The organism is Caulobacter sp. GW821-FHT11E10, from assembly GCF_058808375.1.
Genome location: NZ_JBXARP010000006.1, coordinates 94,737 through 109,557 on the forward strand (window position 1 = coordinate 94,737; position 14,821 = coordinate 109,557).

Annotated in this window: 21 protein-coding genes and 1 tRNA gene; 10 read left to right on the forward strand and 12 right to left on the reverse strand. The window is 67.9% G+C overall.

Translation table 11 applies throughout. From position 1 onward, the window contains the following. The first annotated feature begins 29 nt into the window (after nt 1-29). Together msrB and AC1RRV_RS13570 are read left to right on the forward strand one after the other, a co-directional pair. Complete coding sequence (gene msrB / locus AC1RRV_RS13565; protein WP_492860181.1) at nt 30-509, forward strand: peptide-methionine (R)-S-oxide reductase MsrB; 480 nt, start codon at nt 30-32, stop codon at nt 507-509. Nucleotides 510-636: 127 nt separating this feature from the next. Further along, entirely contained in the window at nt 637-1,245 is a 609-nt protein-coding gene (locus AC1RRV_RS13570) for an alpha/beta hydrolase (RefSeq protein ID WP_492860515.1), read from the forward strand. Between the two features lie 15 nt (nt 1,246-1,260). Here AC1RRV_RS13570 and AC1RRV_RS13575 read toward each other — a convergent pair. Beyond that, nucleotides 1,261-1,345 (reverse strand) — tRNA-Leu (locus AC1RRV_RS13575). Between the two features lie 100 nt (nt 1,346-1,445). On the opposite strand from AC1RRV_RS13575, the gene AC1RRV_RS13580 reads away from it, so the two are divergent. Then, nucleotides 1,446-2,441 carry a P1 family peptidase gene (locus AC1RRV_RS13580; RefSeq protein ID WP_492860182.1) on the forward strand — a complete coding sequence of 332 codons (996 nt, stop codon included), beginning with the start codon at nt 1,446-1,448 and terminating at the stop codon, nt 2,439-2,441. On the opposite strand, the gene AC1RRV_RS13585 is transcribed toward AC1RRV_RS13580, so the two are convergent. The 3 genes from AC1RRV_RS13585 to AC1RRV_RS13595 all read right to left on the reverse strand — a co-directional run bounded on the left by AC1RRV_RS13585 (nt 2,428) and on the right by AC1RRV_RS13595 (nt 3,705). Then, entirely contained in the window at nt 2,428-2,937 is a 510-nt protein-coding gene (locus AC1RRV_RS13585; RefSeq protein ID WP_492860183.1) for a MarR family winged helix-turn-helix transcriptional regulator, read from the reverse strand. The genes AC1RRV_RS13580 and AC1RRV_RS13585 overlap by 14 nt on opposite strands. A gap of 220 nt (nt 2,938-3,157) precedes the next feature. Continuing rightward, on the reverse strand, nt 3,158-3,403 hold the full coding sequence (locus tag AC1RRV_RS13590; protein WP_492860516.1) for a hypothetical protein: 246 nt from the start codon (nt 3,401-3,403) through the stop codon (nt 3,158-3,160). A 47-nt stretch (nt 3,404-3,450) separates the two neighbouring features. Then, nucleotides 3,451-3,705 (reverse strand): DUF3297 family protein, encoded by a 255-nt coding sequence (locus tag AC1RRV_RS13595; RefSeq protein ID WP_492860184.1) that lies wholly within the window; start codon nt 3,703-3,705, stop codon nt 3,451-3,453. A gap of 210 nt (nt 3,706-3,915) precedes the next feature. Between AC1RRV_RS13595 and AC1RRV_RS13600 the strand changes: the two genes are divergently transcribed. The 5 genes from AC1RRV_RS13600 to AC1RRV_RS13620 all read left to right on the forward strand — a co-directional run bounded on the left by AC1RRV_RS13600 (nt 3,916) and on the right by AC1RRV_RS13620 (nt 8,165). After that, nucleotides 3,916-4,524, forward strand: coding sequence for a YqaA family protein (locus AC1RRV_RS13600; protein ID WP_492860185.1), 609 nt, complete (start codon nt 3,916-3,918; stop codon nt 4,522-4,524). Beyond that, nucleotides 4,521-5,090, forward strand: a complete 570-nt coding sequence (locus AC1RRV_RS13605; protein WP_492860186.1) for a disulfide bond formation protein B — start codon at nt 4,521-4,523, stop codon at nt 5,088-5,090. The genes AC1RRV_RS13600 and AC1RRV_RS13605 overlap by 4 nt, the downstream gene beginning before the upstream one ends. Next, nucleotides 5,090-5,650 (forward strand): demethoxyubiquinone hydroxylase family protein, encoded by a 561-nt coding sequence (locus AC1RRV_RS13610; RefSeq protein WP_492860187.1) that lies wholly within the window; start codon nt 5,090-5,092, stop codon nt 5,648-5,650. The genes AC1RRV_RS13605 and AC1RRV_RS13610 overlap by 1 nt, the downstream gene beginning before the upstream one ends. Nucleotides 5,651-5,733: 83 nt before the next feature. Further along, the gene (locus AC1RRV_RS13615) at nt 5,734-7,506 is read left to right on the forward strand and encodes a M1 family metallopeptidase (RefSeq protein ID WP_492860188.1); all 1,773 of its coding nucleotides are present in this window, start codon (nt 5,734-5,736) and stop codon (nt 7,504-7,506) included. A gap of 134 nt (nt 7,507-7,640) precedes the next feature. Beyond that, nucleotides 7,641-8,165, forward strand: a complete 525-nt coding sequence (locus AC1RRV_RS13620) for a VanZ family protein (protein ID WP_492860190.1) — start codon at nt 7,641-7,643, stop codon at nt 8,163-8,165. Here the strand turns inward: AC1RRV_RS13620 and AC1RRV_RS13625 are convergent. From AC1RRV_RS13625 to AC1RRV_RS13645, 5 genes are all read right to left on the reverse strand, one after another. Then, a complete protein-coding gene (locus AC1RRV_RS13625; protein WP_492860191.1) occupies nt 8,158-8,442 on the reverse strand; it encodes a hypothetical protein in 285 nt (94 codons plus the stop codon). The two genes, AC1RRV_RS13620 and AC1RRV_RS13625, sit on opposite strands and share 8 nt — an antisense overlap. Nucleotides 8,443-8,689: 247 nt before the next feature. Continuing rightward, nucleotides 8,690-9,253 carry an HNH endonuclease gene (locus tag AC1RRV_RS13630; protein WP_354071289.1) on the reverse strand — a complete coding sequence of 188 codons (564 nt, stop codon included), beginning with the start codon at nt 9,251-9,253 and terminating at the stop codon, nt 8,690-8,692. A 174-nt stretch (nt 9,254-9,427) separates the two neighbouring features. Then, nucleotides 9,428-10,069, reverse strand: a complete 642-nt coding sequence (locus AC1RRV_RS13635; RefSeq protein ID WP_492860192.1) for a DNA-3-methyladenine glycosylase family protein — start codon at nt 10,067-10,069, stop codon at nt 9,428-9,430. 51 nt (nt 10,070-10,120) lie between these two features. Continuing rightward, nucleotides 10,121-10,603 (reverse strand): transcription elongation factor GreA, encoded by a 483-nt coding sequence (gene greA / locus AC1RRV_RS13640; RefSeq protein ID WP_492860193.1) that lies wholly within the window; start codon nt 10,601-10,603, stop codon nt 10,121-10,123. A 186-nt stretch (nt 10,604-10,789) separates the two neighbouring features. Next, nucleotides 10,790-10,900 carry a hypothetical protein gene (locus AC1RRV_RS13645; RefSeq protein ID WP_492860194.1) on the reverse strand — a complete coding sequence of 37 codons (111 nt, stop codon included), beginning with the start codon at nt 10,898-10,900 and terminating at the stop codon, nt 10,790-10,792. A 167-nt stretch (nt 10,901-11,067) separates the two neighbouring features. On the opposite strand from AC1RRV_RS13645, the gene AC1RRV_RS13650 reads away from it, so the two are divergent. Together AC1RRV_RS13650 and gluQRS are read left to right on the forward strand one after the other, a co-directional pair. Continuing rightward, the gene (locus AC1RRV_RS13650) at nt 11,068-11,691 is read left to right on the forward strand and encodes a TetR/AcrR family transcriptional regulator (protein ID WP_492860195.1); all 624 of its coding nucleotides are present in this window, start codon (nt 11,068-11,070) and stop codon (nt 11,689-11,691) included. Nucleotides 11,692-11,698: 7 nt separating this feature from the next. After that, a complete protein-coding gene (gene gluQRS, locus AC1RRV_RS13655) occupies nt 11,699-12,538 on the forward strand; it encodes a tRNA glutamyl-Q(34) synthetase GluQRS (protein ID WP_492860196.1) in 840 nt (279 codons plus the stop codon). On the opposite strand, the gene AC1RRV_RS13660 is transcribed toward gluQRS, so the two are convergent. Genes AC1RRV_RS13660 through AC1RRV_RS13670 form a run of 3 tightly spaced genes read right to left on the reverse strand, consistent with a single transcriptional unit; the run spans nt 12,535 to nt 14,738 of the window. Beyond that, on the reverse strand, nt 12,535-12,849 hold the full coding sequence (locus AC1RRV_RS13660) for a winged helix-turn-helix domain-containing protein (RefSeq protein WP_492860197.1): 315 nt from the start codon (nt 12,847-12,849) through the stop codon (nt 12,535-12,537). The two genes, gluQRS and AC1RRV_RS13660, sit on opposite strands and share 4 nt — an antisense overlap. 7 nt (nt 12,850-12,856) lie before the next feature. Next, nucleotides 12,857-13,489, reverse strand: a complete 633-nt coding sequence (locus tag AC1RRV_RS13665; RefSeq protein ID WP_492860198.1) for a hypothetical protein — start codon at nt 13,487-13,489, stop codon at nt 12,857-12,859. A gap of 31 nt (nt 13,490-13,520) precedes the next feature. Then, complete coding sequence (locus tag AC1RRV_RS13670; protein WP_492860199.1) at nt 13,521-14,738, reverse strand: acyltransferase family protein; 1,218 nt, start codon at nt 14,736-14,738, stop codon at nt 13,521-13,523. Between the last annotated feature and the right edge of the window lie 83 nt (nt 14,739-14,821).

Consider the following 14,821-nt stretch of genomic DNA (forward strand, 5'->3'; position numbering starts at 1 on the left):
TCAACGTATGAACGCTTACATTGGCGTTCATGACAGACGCAGCCACCCTTTCAACCGCCGGCTTCGACCTTACGCCGCCGACGGAGCCGGAACGCGAACGCCTGGAAGCCGACCTGACGGCCGAAGAGGCCCGCGTTCTCCTGCACCACGGCACCGAGGCCCCGTTCTGCGGCGGCCTGCTGGGCGAGAAGAACCCCGGCGCCTATTGCTGCCGCCTGTGCGGCCTGCCGCTGTTCAAGCACGAGACCAAGTTCGAGAGCGGCACGGGCTGGCCCAGCTTCTACGCCCCGTTCGCCGAGGATCACGTGGTCGGCGTGCGCGACACGGCGTACGGCATGGTCCGCATCGAGACCCGCTGCGCCCGCTGCGACAGCCACCAGGGTCACGTCTTCCCGGACGGCCCGGCCCCGACGCGGCTGCGCTACTGCATCAACTCGGTGTCGCTGCAGTTGGTGAAGGCCGGCGATCCCCTGCCCGATCCCCTGCATCGGGGCGACAAGATCGGCTAGAACGAACTAAAATCCCGGTCTCGCCCCAGCTTTTCTGAATTCCTATCGAATTGATATGAATTGAGCGAAGGGCCGGACCGGGCCTATCTGCGCCTCGACGGTTCCAGCCTTCGAGTTTCGCATGATGATGCACCCACCTTCGGCCTTCGAGCCCGCGCGTTCCTATGGCGACGGCCACAACGGTCCGCCGATCCTGATCGTGCCCGGCCTCTACAATTCCGGTCCCGACCACTGGCAATCGCACTGGCAGCGCGAGCTGCCGAACGCCGAGCGCGTCGACCAGCAGGACTGGGAGCGCCCGCTGCTGGGCGACTGGACGATCAGCCTGGCCGAAGCGGTGCGGCGGCGGCCCGGCGCCATCCTGGTCGCTCACAGCCTGGGCTGCGCCCTGATCGCCCACTTCGCCCAGGTCACGGGCGGACGCGGCGTGGGCGGGGCGATGCTGGTGGCGCCGGCCGACGTCAATCGAGAAGGCCCGGCCGGCCGCCTGCTGGTCGGCTTTTCGCCGATCCCCCGCCAGCGCCTGCCCTTCCCTAGCCTGGTCGTGGCCAGCCGCGACGACCCCTATGTCGAGATCGAGCGCGCCAAAGCCTTCGCCAGCGGCTGGGGCGCGGAGTTCGTCGACCTGGGCCGCGCCGGGCACATCAATGTCGACTCGGGGCATGGGGCGTGGACGAAGGGGCGCACGCTGCTGCGCGGCCTGATCGACCGGGTCGGCGCGAGCACGCGCCTCTGAATTCAGAAGAAAAGATGGTGCGGGCGGTCGGGGTCGAACCGACACTCCTTTCGGAACCGGATTTTGAGTCCGGCGCGTCTACCAGTTTCACCACGCCCGCGTGCTTCGCCTTCGCGAAGGGTGGTCTTCCTAGCAGGCGTCGGGAGCGAATTCCAGTCTTGCGGCGGCAGGTTTAGCATTGCTCCACACGGAGATTCTCAATGCTCACGCCCGGCCCTCGCAACCTGATCACCGACGTCCCGGGCCTGCTGGTGGGCTGCGTCGAGGACGAGGCCGTGAGGACCGGCGTGACCGTCATCCTCTGCCCCGACGCCTGGACGGCGGCGGTCGACGTGCGCGGCGGCGGGCCGGCGGTGCGGGAGACCGACACCCTGCGGCCCGAGAACAGCTTCTCTAAGGCCCATGCGATCTGCTTCTCGGGCGGCTCGGTGTTCGGCCTGGGCGCGGCCGATGGGGCGGCGATCGCGCTTTCGGTCAGCAACCGGGGCCTGAGGATCGCGGAAGGCACGCCCGCCATTCCGATCGTGCCGGCGGCGGCGCTGCACGACCTGGGCAACGGCGGCGACAAGGCCTGGGGCCTCTCCCCGCCCTATCGCGACCTGGGCATGAGGGCGGTCGAGGCGGCCGGCGAGAATTTCCCGCTGGGCTCGTTCGGCGCGGGGCGCGGCGCCATGGCCGGGATCCGCAAGGGCGGGCTCGGTTCGGCGTCGCTGGACCTGGGCGACGGCTTGATCGTCGGGGCGCTGGTGGCGGCCAATCCGGTCGGCTCGCCCTACATGCCGGACGGCGAGACCTTCTGGGCCTGGCCGTTCGAGATCGACGGCGAGTTCGGCGGCAAGCGGCCCGGCCCCATGCCGCCCGTGGTCGAACCCATCCCGGACGATTCCAAACTGGCCGCCCGCCTGAAGGCCGGCGCCAACACCACCCTGGCCTTGGTCGCGACCACCGCCGATCTCACCACCGCCGAGGCCCAGCGGATGGCGATGATGGCGCACGACGGCATGGCCCGGGCCGTACGGCCGTCGCATACGCCTTTCGACGGAGACGTCGTCTTCGCCCTGGCCTCGGGCGCGGTTGCGCTGGGCGATGGTCCGATGCGGGGAATTCAGCGCGCGCGCATCGGCGCGGCGGCGGCCGACTGCCTGGCGAGGGCGATCGCGCGAGCGGTTTACGAAGCCGCCGCTAGGGCGGACTGATCGTCTCGCCGCCGGTCAGCTGGATGGCGGCGGTCTCGAGGTGGTCGAGCAGGCGCTTGAACATCGCCACCTCGTTGGGGGCCAGGCCCGCCAGCAGGGTCGCCTCATAGGCCAGAGCCAGGGGCGCGATCTCGGCGAACAGGCGACGGCCGGCGGCCGTCAGTTCCAGGGTGTGCGAACGGCGATCCGAGCGCACGGTCGTGCGGGCGACCAGGCGACGGACGACCAGCTCCTGGGCGGCGCGGCTGACCCGGACCTTGTCCATGGCCGTGCGGGTCACCGCCGTGTGCTGGGTCAGGTTGCCCTCGGCCAGCACCGACATCAGCCGCCATTGCGGGATGGTCAGGCCGAAGCGGTCCTCATAGGCGCGGGCGATCAGCCGGCTGACCGCCGCCGAGGCCGTGGCCAGGCGATAGGGGACGTAATCGATGAGGCTGACGCCCGTCTCGGGCGTTTCGGGGGTGCCAGACGTGATCGGAGACACAGTCGCGGTCATGTCCCTTCCTTTCGTCCTCCCAGGCGCGGCCGCCTCGAAGGAGCAGCCTTCGCCAGTCGATTTCGCTTTTCGGGCCTCGGCGTTGCGACCCAAGCTGATTCTTGTTGTGAGCGTCCCTCGCCTTCGCCTCAAACGGCGCGGCGAGCTGGCTCGAACGAAGGCGCAGCTTCGCACGCCCCTTGGGCAGAGAATAGCCGTCTCGCCTCTCTGATCGGCGTTCTTATGATCCGGCGCGGGGAATCAAGCGGGTGACCCGCGCGCCCTGGTCGTAACGCGACGGCCCGCCATAGACGGTCACCTCGCAGAGGATGTCGCCGCCCTCATCCGAAGCCCAGATGTAGCTGCGCTCGACCTCGACATAGCGACCGGCCGGCGAGATGCCCTCGAAGGTATCGCCCCAGGGGACGATGCCCTTCAGGTCCTGCCAGCGCAGGGTCACGGCGCGCGAAAGCTCGTCGCGCGCCATCGCCTCGAGGTCGGGATCGTTGACCGGATCGCTCACCGGGCCAGGCCTCAGCCTTCGCCTTCGGCCGTGTCGCGGAAATAGGCCTCGACGTCGCCCTGCAGCTTGATCGTCATCGGATTGCCCTTGCGGTCCATGGTCTTGCCCGCGGCGACGCGGACCCACTTCTCGCTGATGCAGTACTCCTCGACATTGGTCTTCTCGACGCCCTTGAAGCGAATGCCGATGCCGCGCTCCAGCAGGTCGGCGTCGTAGTGCGGGCTGTCGGGATTGACGGAGAGGCGGTCGGGAGGCGTGTCGCTCATGGTCTCGGCTTTCGGTCTGGGCCGCGCGGCCCGTGTCTGGCCGGCGGTGATAGCCACGAAACGCCGAAAATCCAAATCCGACGATGCGTCCCGCTGTTCGGCGGTTCTACTGATCGCTCTTCATCGGATCAGCCGCCGCCGTCGTACATCCAGGAGGACAAGCGCCGGCGCCCCTGCTAGCAACGACCCGATAGTTTCCTCGGAGTCCGCATGCTGCGTCGCCTCTACGACTGGGTCATGGGCCTGGCCGCTTCCCGTCACGCCTCGAAGAGCCTGTTCGTCGTCTCGTTCGCCGAGAGCTCGTTCTTCCCGATCCCGCCGGACGTGATGCTGGCCCCGATGTGCCTGGCGCGGCCTGAGAAGGCCTGGCGCTACGCCCTGATCTGCACGATCGCCTCGGTGCTGGGCGGTATGCTGGGCTATGCGATCGGCTACTTCCTGCGCGACGTCGGCCTGTGGATGATGGCCGCGACCGGCCATGCCGGCGGTTTGGCCGAGTTCCAGTGCTGGTACGCCAAGTACGGCGTCTGGGTGATCCTGGCCAAGGGCCTGACCCCCATTCCCTACAAGCTGGTGACCATCGCCTCGGGCCTGGCCGCCTTCGCCTTCCCGGTGTTCATCGCCGCTTCGGTCGTGACGCGCGGCGCGCGCTTCTTCCTGGTGGCCTTCATCATCAAGAAGTTCGGCCCCACCCTGCTGCCGATCGTCGAACGGCGCCTGGCCCTGTTCGCCGGAATCTTGATCGCCCTTCTTGTCATCGGCCTCACCGCCAGCCACTTCCTGGGCGGGGGCGGACATGGTGGAGCTTGCGCCGCATGACGAATGAAGAGACCAAGATCGCCAGCAGCGGCTTCATCGCCCGGGTCTATGACCTGGTCACGCGCCACTGGCCGCTGATCGCCTTCCTCTCCAGCGCCCTGATGCTGGCCATCGCCCACAGCTTCGAGAAGTTCGGCGGCCTCGCCCCGTGCCATCTCTGCCTGAAGCAGCGCGAGGTCTACTGGGTGGCGGGAACCGTCGGCCTGATCGCCTTCATCCTGCAGCGGACGCCGCTGTGGCCCCGCCTGCGCCTGCCCGCCAACCTGCTGCTGGGGGCGATCTTCCTCTACGGCGCGGGCCTCGCGGCCTTCCATGCCGGCGTCGAGTGGAAATGGTGGCCGGGTCCGAAGACCTGCACGGGCGGCGGCGTGGCCGACGCGGCCAGCCTCTCGGCCATGCTCAAGGGTGAAATCAAGCTCAAGCCGCCGATGTGCGACGAGGCCGCCTGGGTGTTCCTGGGCCTGTCGATGGCCGGCTGGAACGCGCTCGCCTCGCTGAAGCTGGCCGTCTGGTCGGCCCTGGCCGGCCTGCGCAAGGCGGAGACGCTCAAGGGAGAGATGGGCTAATGACCCGCCCGGTCCCGCCCCGTCCCGGCCAGGGCGCGCTCGCGTCTCGTCTCGCCGAGATCCTGCGCGTCGACCAGGCCGGCGAGCTGGCCGCCGTCCACATCTATCGCGGCCAGGCGGCGGTCATGCGCGCCAGCCCCGGCCGCGAGCGGATCGCCGACCAGCTGAAGGAGATGGAGGGCCACGAACAGGTCCACCTGACCCGCTTCAACGAGATGCTGACCGAGCGCGGCGTGCGCCCGACCCTGATGTCGCCGATCTGGCGCGCGGCCGCCTTCGCGCTGGGCGCCGGCACCGCCCTCCTCGGCGACAAGGCGGCCCACGCCTGCACCGAGGCGGTCGAGAACGTCATCGAGAAGCACTATGCCGGCCAGATCGAGGAACTGAAGGATCGCGATCCGGCGCTCGCCGCCGAACTGACTCAGTTTCGCGACGACGAACTGGCCCATCGCGACCTCGCGGTCGAGGAAGGCGCGCACGAGGCGGCGGGCTATCCGCTGCTGACCGCGGTCATCCAGGCCGGCTGCCGCGCCGCGATCAAGATCAGCGAGAAGATCTAAGCGAAAGCTTCGCACTCTTGGCGCCCGTCCGTCGGGAGCCTACCGATACGCCCAAGCAATTCTTGCGTTGGGGAGTCGTCCGCTTGTCGTTCCGTATCCGCACCCTCGCCGCCTGCGCGGCGTCGATCCTGGCCCTGTCCGCCGCCCAGGCGCTGGCCCAGGAGCCTCTGAAGACCAGCGATCTCAGCCTCGAGACCGGCGGCCCGATGCCCGCCGAGCAGCAGGCGCTGGGCTTCGACCATGCCGACCTGAAGTTCAAGATCCTGCCCGAGAAGAAGGCGATCGAGGGCGAGGCGACCCTGACCTTCACGGCCAAGGCCCCGCTGGACAAGCTGGTCGTCGACTTCGACCGGGTCTTCTCGATCCGCAAGCTGACGATTGACGGCAAGGCTCTGAAGCCCACCGCCTGGAGCAATCCCGAGGGCCGCCTGACCATCACCCTGCCCAAGAAGGTGGCCAAGGGTAAGCAGGTGAAGCTGGCCGTCACCTATGACGGCGTCCCGCACGAGGCCAAGCGCGCGCCCTGGGACGGCGGCTTCGTCTGGGCCAAGACCGAGACCGGCGAGCCCTGGATCGCCACGGCCGTCCAAGGCGACGGCTGCGACCTCTTCTGGCCGTGCATCGACTATCCCACGGGCGAGCCCAAGCTGGTCGACCTGCACATCACCGTCCCCGCTCCGCTGGTCGCCCCGGCCAACGGCGCCTTCAAGGGCATGACCGAGAAGGATGGCTGGCGGACCTACAACTGGCAGGCCAGGAACCCCAACACCTACGCCATCGCCCTGGATGTCGGCCCCTATGAGGAGCTGACCGCCACCTACAAGAGCCGCTACGGCGACAGCTTCCCGATGACGTTCTGGCACCTGAAGAGCCGGACCGAGAAGGCCAAGGGCCTGTTCGCCGAGTTCGCGCCGATGCTCGATTTCTACGAGGCGATGATCGGTCCCTACCCGTTCCGCGACGAGAAGATGGGCGTGGTCGAGACCCCGCACCTGGGCATGGAGCACCAGACCATCAACGCCTACGGCAACAACTACGCGCTGGACGGCTGGGGCTTCGACTGGCTGCTGCAGCACGAGTTCGCCCACGAGTGGTTCGGCAACCAGCTGACCGACGTCGACAACGACGACATGTGGCTGCACGAGGGCTATGGCAGCTACATGCAGCCGCTCTATTCGCAGTGGCTGCATGGCGACATGGAGTACATGGCGCGCCTGAACGGCCAGCGCCTGGGAACCCGCAACAAGTACCCGATCGTCTCGGGCCGCGCGCTCAAGGAGGACGAGGTCTACAACGCCGATCGCGGCCCGGGGAACGACATCTACGCCAAGGCTTCGAACGTGCTGCACACCCTGCGCATGCTGGTCGGCGACGAGGCGTTCTTCAAGATCACCCGCATCGCCATCTACGGCCGCGACGATCCCAAGCCGGGCAACTTCAGCCCGCGCTATCTGGGCACCAAGGACTATGTGAAGATCGTCAACGACGTGACCGGCAAGGACTATGGCTGGTTCTTCGACGCCTATCTCTACCAGGCCATGCCGCCCGAACTGGTCGAAACCCGCGAGGGCGGCGATCTGGCGCTGCGCTGGAAGACCCCGAGCGGCAAGCCGTTCCCGATGCCGGTGGAGGTCAAGGTCGGCGGCAAGGTGGTCACCGTGCCGATGGCCGACGGAACGGGTCGCGTGACCGTTGGCGACGCCGTGCCGGTGATCGTCGACCCGGCCTCCAAGATCCTGCGGCGCCAGCCCTATGTCGAAGCGTTCCAGGCCTGGAAGAAGGCCAAGGACGACGCCGACAAGGCCGCGGCGGAAGCCAAGAAGAAGGCGGAAGCTGAAGCGGCCGCCAAGAAATAGGACCGGTCATCTTGCCTTCCTGGGCTCTACGTCCAGGAAGGCGGATGCGCCGGGTGACCTCTCGCTAACCCTGTCGGTTTACCGGATGGCGCGATCTTGGCCGCTAGGAGGGATATCCTCCGGAGTTCGCATCCATGCTCAAGCCCGTCCATTTCGTCACCGCCGCGCGCCTCGCGCTGCTGGTCGGGTCTCTGGCCGTGACGGTGCTGACCCTGGGTCCGTTCCAGGGGGCCGAGCAAATCTTCGGTCTCAGCGACAAGGCCGCCCACGCCATCGCGTTCGGCGGTCTGCTGGCCATCGCGTTCCTGGCCTTCCCCCGCATGCGCCGGGCCGACCTGACGATCGCCGCCCTGGTGCTGGGCGGGGCCATCGAGGCGGCCCAACTCTTCGACAGTCGTAGCGCCAGCGTCTTTGACTGGCTGGCTGACGCGGGCGGAATCCTGGCGGTCTATGCCGTCAGCATGACCGAGACGATCCGCCGAACCGCCCGGGTGCAGGGTGACCTGACCTTCGCCCAGATCGCCGCCGCCGACCGTCGCCAGGTCAGCCTTCGCCAAGCCAAGACCTTCGAGCCCGCGGCGGCCGCGGAGGAAGCGAAGGAACGGGCGCTCAGCTTCGCCGAACGCGCCGCGCGTCGCTTCCCCCGTCACATCAGGTAATACGCTTGACGCTGACCGGGTCGCTGCCCGGGAAGCTCTCTTCCAGGCCCTCGTCGAGCAAGGCCTCCTGGCGGCTCTCGGACTTGGCCACCTTGGCGGCCAGCTGGTCGTGCTTTTCGCCTTCCTGGAGGGGCCGCTTGGCTTCGCGCGCGTGGGGCGCGTCGATGTGCTTGTCCTCTTCCCGGATCCGGCCCTCGGCGGCCATGTCGGCCGTCGACGCGGACGTCCCGTGCGTGAAGTGGCGTTGGTCGCCGCCCTCTGTGGTGGGTCGGTTCATGGCGTGTCTCCCGTGGCTGTTGCCTCGGTATAGAAACCCACCGGCCGAGGTTAGGGTTGCATCGCCCTGGCGTTGTGTGTCCGCGTTGAAATATTTTTACGGCAGGGCCTGGAACCTTCGCCGTAAGACTGCATTTTAGGGTCAGCTTGGCGGTCAGATCCCCTTCCGCCTCATAGCCGACGGCCCGGGATTGCCATTCCTCAAAACGCCAGCCCGGGCCGTTTTGCTATCTGGAGCGCGGCGCTCCCTAAGCCTCCAGCTCGATGTCCCAATATAGATAGTCCAGCCAGCTGACGTGCAGGCGGCCGGGCGGGAACCGACGTCCCCGCTCCTGCAGCTCGTGCATCGACGGGCGGCGGGCGTGGTGGAAGGGCTGCATGCCCGCCTCGCGCGGCGTGCGGCCGCCCTTGCTCAGATTGCAGGGCGCGCAGGCGGTGACGATATTCTCCCAGGTCGTGCGACCGCCCCGCGAGCGCGGGATCACGTGGTCGAACGTCAGGTCCTCGGGCGAGCCGCAATACTGGCAGCTAAAGGCGTCGCGAAGGAACAGGTTGAAGCGGGTGAAGGCTGGCGGACGCTCCTGCGGGACGTACTGCTTCAGCGACACGACGCTGGGCAGCCTCATCTCGAACGACGGCGAATGGACCACCTGGTCGTAGGTCGCGACGACGTCGACGCGGTCCAGGAAAACCGCCTTGATCACCTCCTGCCACGGCCAGAGGGAAAGCGGATAGTAGCTGAGCGGCCGGAAGTCCGCGTTGAGCACGAGAGCCGGCATGCCGGATGGTGGGCGCGTGAGGACCTGCATCAGATCCCCCCCTCAAGACGGACGCGAGAACGCGCCAAGCCTCGGCTGATGAAACACGCGACAGGACTGAAGACGGGCCTCCTTCCTACGCAATTCTGGGAATCGCCATCCATTCCCGAACGCAAGGAAAGGATGATCCGAGTCAGCGACAGAACCAAGACATCTCGTTGACGGGTTTCAAAAAGGCGCGATCTCGCGGCGTTTGACGGCGCCGTAGCAGGCCCACAGCAGGTGGGCGGCCACGCCCCGATAGGGCCGCCAGAGCTCGGCGCGGCTGTAGGCCTGTTTCTCGTTCGGCCGGACCTCGGCCTTGTCGGCCCAGCGCATGGCCTCCTGCAGGGCGACGTCGCCGCCGGGGAACATGTCCATGCGCCCTTGGGTGAACATCAGATAGACCTCGGCGGTCCAGCGACCGATGCCGGTGATGGCGGTCAGGGCCGCGACGGCCTCGTCGTCGGACAGGCCCGGCAGGGCGTCGAAATCGCATGCGCCGGTGACGTGGGCCTCGGCCAGGGCGTGGGCGTAGCGGGCCTTGGGCCGCGAGAGGCCCAGCGACAGCAGATAGGCCTGGTCATGATCCATCACCCGCTCGGGCGTCATCTCAGGCAGGCCCGTCTCGACCCGCGCCCAGATGGCGGCGGCCGAGGCCAGCGAGACCTGCTGCTGCACCACCATCTTGAGAAGGCCCGGAAAACCGCCCTGGGCGACGCGCCAGGCGAAGGGCGGCGTGACGGCCTCCATCGCCGCGAGGGCGGGATCGAGGGCGGCCAGATGCTTTCGGGCCTGAAGCAGCGCTTCGGCGGTCGGCGGAACGAACATGGTTCGCAGGTGGGGCAGCTTGGCTGGAATGACAATCCGGAACTTGCTGAACTATGCGATCGCGGTGATCTCGACTTCGCCGCCAGGCGCGGGCGAGACGTCGCCGACGACCTTACCCAGCAGGGCGCGGGCGATCGGGGCGACATAGGAGACCGAGCCCTTGGCCGGATCGGCCTCGTCCTCGCCCACGATGCGGAAGGTCTGCACGCGGCCGTCTTCGCGCTCGAAGGTCACGCGGTCGCCGAACTGCACGACGGTCTTGGCGGGATCGCGTTCCAGCAGCTGGGCGGTGGCGCGGCGGGCCGACCAGTAGCGCAGGTCGCGCGTGGCGCGGGCCATGGCCGTGCGATCGCCATCGGCCGCCCCGCCGGCGCTCTGGGCCGAGGAATAGGCGGCGCGCGCGGCGGCCAGCTCGGCCTCGATCTGGGCCAGGCCCTCGGGCGTGACGAGATTGGGATGGGTGGAGATCGGGCGATCGGGCAGATCGGCCGCGAAAGCTTCGCTGTCGCCCTCCTTGGTGAAGGCGACGCTCATGGTCGGTAGATGTCTTGGAACATGGGGAAAGCCTGCGACGCGTACGGATGAATGGCGTCGAGGGCCTAACGCGTCCTGGTCTGGTTAGCTCCGCTCCCCGAAGGGTTCAAGGCGGGACCGAACGCGGCGGCGGGCGACTTCTGGGGGATCAGAAGGGTCAGCCCGCCGGTCACGAGCAATCGGTCCTTACAGCGTCACGCCGGCGACGGCGGCGGCGAGGCCCAGAGCGATCACGAGAAAATAGCCGGCGGCCAGGCGGTCGAAGGCGGTTTCAAAGGCGTTGAGCGTGCGTTGCATGGCGATAGTCCCTCTCTTTTGTTGCCCAAACCCCCGATGGGTCATTGGCCGCCGTGCCGGCGAGCCAATCTGGACGATGCTTAGATAGCATGTATCTAAACGCCGTCAAGATGATCTTTACAGCGTTTGGATGAAAATTTAGAAAGGTGCTGTTACAGTGAGGGACGATGAGCACCGCCACCGCCGAAACCCGCCCCTATCACCACGGCGACCTGAGCCGCGCCTTGATCGACGCCGCGCGCAAGATTCTCGAGACCGAGGGTCCGGCGGCGCTGTCCCTGCGGGCGGTGGCGCGCGAGGCCGGGGTCAGTCCCGCCGCGCCGTATCACCATTTCAAGGACAAGAACGAGCTGCTGGAGGCCGTGGCCCACGAGGGCTGGCACGAGCTGGACCTGGCCCTCTCCAAGGCCCGCGCCGCCGCGCAGGAAGGCCGGACCCGGATGACCAATCTGGGCGTGGCCTATGTCTGCTTCGCCCGCGACAACCCGGCCCTCTATCGCGTGATGTACGACCGCTCGCGCGACAAGGACGCCCTGCCCGACCAGCTGAAGGACGACGGCGCCTACTGCCAGGTCCGCGACACGATCAACGAGAACGGCGGCGGCCAGGTCACCGACATCGACCTGGAGCTGGCGACGATCGCCGCCTGGTGCGCCGGCCATGGCCTGGCCGAGATGATCAGCTTCAAGCAGTTCGCCCCGCTGAAGGCGTTGCTGGGCGGTGAGGAGGCCTTTCTCCGCGCCGTGTTCGAGCACCTGGGCATGTTCGCGAAGTTCTCCGACCGGGACTGAGGCCAGCGTGGGCTTCGTCACCCGGTTCGCCCCGTCACCGACGGGCTATCTGCATCGCGGCCACGCCTTCTCGGCCCTCACGGCTTTCCAGGCCGCTCAAGCCGCCGACGGCCGGTTCCTGCTGCGCATCGAGGACATCGACGCCACCCGCTGCCGGCCCGAGTACGACGCGGCGATCTTCGAGGACCTGGCCTGGCTGGGCCTTTCCTGGGAAGCGCCGGCGCGCCGGCAGTCCGAGCATCTGGCCGACTATCACGCGGCGATCGAGGCCCTGCGCGAGCGCGGCCTCGTCTATCGCTGCTTCAAGACCCGCAAGGAAATCGACATCGGCCGCGCGCCGCACGAGCCGCAGGTTCCCTATGTCGGCGCGCCCCTATCCGTCGATGAGGAAACCGCGCGGCTGGATCGCGGCGAGGCCTTCGCCTGGCGGCTGTCGCTGGCCGCGGCGCGCGAGGCGCTGGGCGGTTTCGAGGCGCTGACCTTCGTCGAGGAAGGCGCCGGGCCGGACGGCGAAATCGGCCTGATCCAGGCCAGGCCGGAAACGGCCGGCGACATCGTCCTGGCGCGCAAGGATGTCGGCGTCGCCTATCACCTGGCCGTGGTCCATGACGACGCGCTGCAGGGCGTCACCCACGTCATCCGAGGCCAGGACCTGTTCGAGGCCGCCCATATCCAGCGCCTGCTGCAGGCCCTGCTGGGTCTGCCGACCCCGACCTATCGCCATCACGGCCTCCTCGTCGGCCCGGACGGCAAGCGCTACGCCAAGCGCGACAAGGCGCAAACGCTGCGCGAACTGCGGGCGGAAGGGATGACGCCGGAGGCGCTTCGCGCGGAGCTGGGCTTCTAGCTCCCGCCGCCGGCCTGCTCCACCAACTGGCCCATGGCCTTCAGGTAGCTGGCGAACGCCGCCCTGCCCGTCTCGGTCAGGCGCACCCGCGTCAGGGGCTTGCGGCCGACGAAGCTCTTGTCGATGGCCACATAGCCCGCCTCCTCCAGCTTGCGCAGGTGGACCGACAGATTGCCCTGAGTGAGCTCCAGCAGATCCTTGAGCTCGGTGAAGTCAGCCACCTCGGCGCTGGCCAGATAGGCGACGATCCCCAGCCGCACCCGGCCATGGATGACGTCGTCCAGCCCGCTGATGTCGAACTTGGGGGCCACGATCGTCTCAGGCGGCCGGCCGCATGGCCTGGCGCATCATGAAGAAGCCCGGGGCTCCCATGAACGCGAAGAGGCCGAAGGTCGCGATCGCCAGATAGAGGTCCGCGCGATGGATCAGCATCCCCATGGCCACGCCCGACACCAGCCAGCCGATGGCGACCAGCGCCATCCAGATCCGCTTGCGCAGCACGAAGATCACGTACCAGACCGCGCCCTGGAGGATGAACACCACCGCCGGATGGAAAAGCCAGTAGCGGAAGTCGTGGTTGCGCGCGGCGGCCGAGGCGAAGACCACGACCAGGGCCAGGTTGGCGATGCCCGTCCCCGAGAAGGCGGCGTTGACGGCGCGGTTGGTGACGCCGCGCTGGGGGTTCTTGCGATCGATGATGATGACGATGGTCATCAGGATCAGGAAGATCACCGTCGGCCCCCAGGCCATCACGATGTTCCCGGTCGTCCCCAGGCTCAGCAGGCCTTTCTCCTGGACGAAATAACTCAGGGTCTGGACGCCGTAGAGCACGCCGGCCGAACCGTAGAGCGCGCCGCCGGCCACGCCCAGCCCGCCCCGCTCGTTGCCGCCTTCGGCCAGGCCGCGCAGGAAAGCCAGGTCGTCCTGGGCCGTCTTCAGCTTGTCGTTCATGCGCGGGCTCCCTCGCGGCCATCATGCCGGGTCATAGGATTCGTCCCAACAGCGGCATGCGGCGCAGCGCCATCGTCAGGATCCAGCTGAGCACGATCGCGCCCAGCGTCACCGCCACGCCCTTGGCCAGGCCGCCCCACTGCTGCGGCAGCAGCATCCAGCCCAACCAGGCGGTGAAGACATAGTGGGTCAAGTACATGCCGTAGGCGTTGGCCTGCAGGCTGGCGCCGATCGGACCGGTCTTGCGGACGAAGCGCAGGACCGTCGCCAGGGCCGCGAACGACAGGGTGGCGCAGGACAGGGCGAACATCACGCTGCCGAACACGTCCAGCAACACCCGAGGCGGCGGGTTCGGCGAGAAGGCCATGATCATGACGGCCACGATGCAGATGATCGGCACGGTCGGCGCGATCTGCCAGAGCCACCAGCGCTTGGCCAGCTTGCCTTCCGGATCGGTCAAGCCGAAGCCGACGCCGGCCGCGCCGACGGCGATCCCGGCCAGGAAGTAGACGAAGTAGTGGCCGATCCGGGCGGTCTGGACCAGGAACGGTCCGACCATGGTCCAGTGACCAAAGGGTGTGGTCATCACCAGCGGCAGGTAAACCAGGAAGCTGGCGATCGCGAGGCCCCAGAAGAACCGGGCCGGCTTGGCCTCCGCGCCCTTGGCCAGGCGGCCCAGCGCGTCGGTCAGGCCGGGAAACAGCGCATGCGCGGCTGTGACGATCGCGCCGAACGCCAGCAGCACCCACAGGAACCAGGCCGGACCGCTGGGCCAGAACGGCAGGTGCGTCCAGGCCTCGGCGAAGGCCGGGAGCGACGGCGCGCCGCCCGCCTGCAGCCAGGCTGGGAAATAGGCCAGGGGGGCCAATAGCCCCGCGCCGAGGATGAAGGGGACGCCCAGGCGCACGGCCCGGCTCTTCAGGAAGCCGCCCGCGCCCTTGGCCTTCAGCCCGTCGGCGACGAACAGCCCCGAGATGAAGAGCATCAGCGACATGAAGAAGAGATCGTTGACCAGGGTCAGGATCCCGAAGCCGCCGAACCTCTGCGGGTCCACGACCGGAAAGGCCGTCCACAGGATCGGCGTGGCGCCGAACGCCTTCGGGACCGGCGCGTACGGGTGATAGGTCAGCACCGCGTGGTGGGCGATCACCAGCAGGGTGACGAAGGCGCGCAGGGCGCCGATCGGGGCGTTGCGGCCGCCGATCTGGGCGATGGTCGATCGTTCGGAGGCGCTGAGTGGCGCGTGCATGGACTTGGCTCCCCTCTGAAGGTGGCCGCACCATGCATCAACAAGTTTGTTTTGTAAACTTGTCTGCCATGACCTCGATTTCG

Bases quoted from the DNA above. Each gene is read 5' to 3' on its own strand.
- AC1RRV_RS13650 (WP_492860195.1), top strand. From the start codon at position 11,068: ATGAGCACCGCCACCGCCGAAACCCGCCCCTATCACCACGGCGACCTG.
- AC1RRV_RS13570 (WP_492860515.1), top strand. From the start codon at position 637: ATGCACCCACCTTCGGCCTTCGAGCCCGCGCGTTCCTATGGCGACGGC.
- AC1RRV_RS13600 (WP_492860185.1), top strand. From the start codon at position 3,916: ATGCTGCGTCGCCTCTACGACTGGGTCATGGGCCTGGCCGCTTCCCGT.
- AC1RRV_RS13595 (WP_492860184.1), bottom strand. From the start codon at position 3,705: ATGAGCGACACGCCTCCCGACCGCCTCTCCGTCAATCCCGACAGCCCG.
- msrB (WP_492860181.1), top strand. From the start codon at position 30: ATGACAGACGCAGCCACCCTTTCAACCGCCGGCTTCGACCTTACGCCG.
- AC1RRV_RS13590 (WP_492860516.1), bottom strand. From the start codon at position 3,403: ATGGCGCGCGACGAGCTTTCGCGCGCCGTGACCCTGCGCTGGCAGGAC.
- AC1RRV_RS13670 (WP_492860199.1), bottom strand. From the start codon at position 14,738: ATGCACGCGCCACTCAGCGCCTCCGAACGATCGACCATCGCCCAGATC.
- AC1RRV_RS13610 (WP_492860187.1), top strand. From the start codon at position 5,090: ATGACCCGCCCGGTCCCGCCCCGTCCCGGCCAGGGCGCGCTCGCGTCT.
- AC1RRV_RS13635 (WP_492860192.1), bottom strand. From the start codon at position 10,069: ATGTTCGTTCCGCCGACCGCCGAAGCGCTGCTTCAGGCCCGAAAGCAT.
- AC1RRV_RS13620 (WP_492860190.1), top strand. From the start codon at position 7,641: ATGCTCAAGCCCGTCCATTTCGTCACCGCCGCGCGCCTCGCGCTGCTG.
- AC1RRV_RS13625 (WP_492860191.1), bottom strand. From the start codon at position 8,442: ATGAACCGACCCACCACAGAGGGCGGCGACCAACGCCACTTCACGCAC.
- AC1RRV_RS13645 (WP_492860194.1), bottom strand. From the start codon at position 10,900: ATGCAACGCACGCTCAACGCCTTTGAAACCGCCTTCGACCGCCTGGCC.
- AC1RRV_RS13605 (WP_492860186.1), top strand. From the start codon at position 4,521: ATGACGAATGAAGAGACCAAGATCGCCAGCAGCGGCTTCATCGCCCGG.
- greA (WP_492860193.1), bottom strand. From the start codon at position 10,603: ATGAGCGTCGCCTTCACCAAGGAGGGCGACAGCGAAGCTTTCGCGGCC.
- AC1RRV_RS13580 (WP_492860182.1), top strand. From the start codon at position 1,446: ATGCTCACGCCCGGCCCTCGCAACCTGATCACCGACGTCCCGGGCCTG.
- AC1RRV_RS13585 (WP_492860183.1), bottom strand. From the start codon at position 2,937: ATGACCGCGACTGTGTCTCCGATCACGTCTGGCACCCCCGAAACGCCC.
- AC1RRV_RS13665 (WP_492860198.1), bottom strand. From the start codon at position 13,489: ATGAACGACAAGCTGAAGACGGCCCAGGACGACCTGGCTTTCCTGCGC.